The following is a 733-nucleotide window of genomic DNA, read 5'->3' on the forward strand; positions in this document are numbered from 1 at the left end:
CCCTTGAATCATGGTTCCCATACCACCATCAATCAAAAGAATACGTTGCTTCAATTGAGCTTCAATCTGTTGTCTTACGTTACTTCCCACAGTACAGCCTCATTCCTTTAGTTATCTTTCCATCCTATCACACAAACTTCAGGAGTCTAGACGTCTAAACGTAGAATTAATGATTATTTTATATCCTTCTTAACTTGCAAAATAATCACGAAAAAATGTTTGCTATTTAAGCAGCATCAGCCGAGAATTCCATTCATAAAATGTTACAAATAGAGAGCTCTATGTCGGTCTATCATACTTTATGTTTTCTATCCGCAGCTGCGATGCTAATTGCTTTTGTAAACAGCAAGATAGGAAAGATGCAAACCACCATTGCGATTACCGCAGGTTCAATGGTGCTTTCACTTCTAATCTTAATTGCGGGTCAAAACAACTGGTTCCATCTCACCGAAATTGCGACGGAGACGGTCACAAGGATTAACTTCGAAGATTTCTTGCTCAAAGGCATTCTTGGCTTCTTACTATTTGCTGGTGGACTAGGCATCAAACTCCCGAACCTTAAAGATCAAAAGTGGGAGATCACTGTTTTAGCCCTTGGAGCTACACTGTTTTCTACGTTCTTTATTGGATTTACGCTGTATGGGTTTTGTCAGTTAATTGGCATCCAATTTGATTTGGTCTACTGCTTACTATTTGGTGCTCTAATATCGCCAACTGACCCAATCGCTGTATT

The 733-nt window shown here is 39.3% G+C and carries 1 protein-coding gene; it reads left to right on the forward strand.

Annotated features, from left to right (window positions below; translation table 11 throughout):
- Window positions 1–281 precede the first annotated feature (281 nt).
- On the forward strand, window positions 282–733 hold a 452-nt coding region (locus IQR33_RS03265), incomplete at its 3' end, for a cation:proton antiporter (RefSeq protein WP_193843511.1).

The organism is Vibrio sp. OPT46 (genome assembly GCF_015163535.1).
GTDB classification, from domain to species: domain Bacteria; phylum Pseudomonadota; class Gammaproteobacteria; order Enterobacterales; family Vibrionaceae; genus Vibrio; species Vibrio alginolyticus.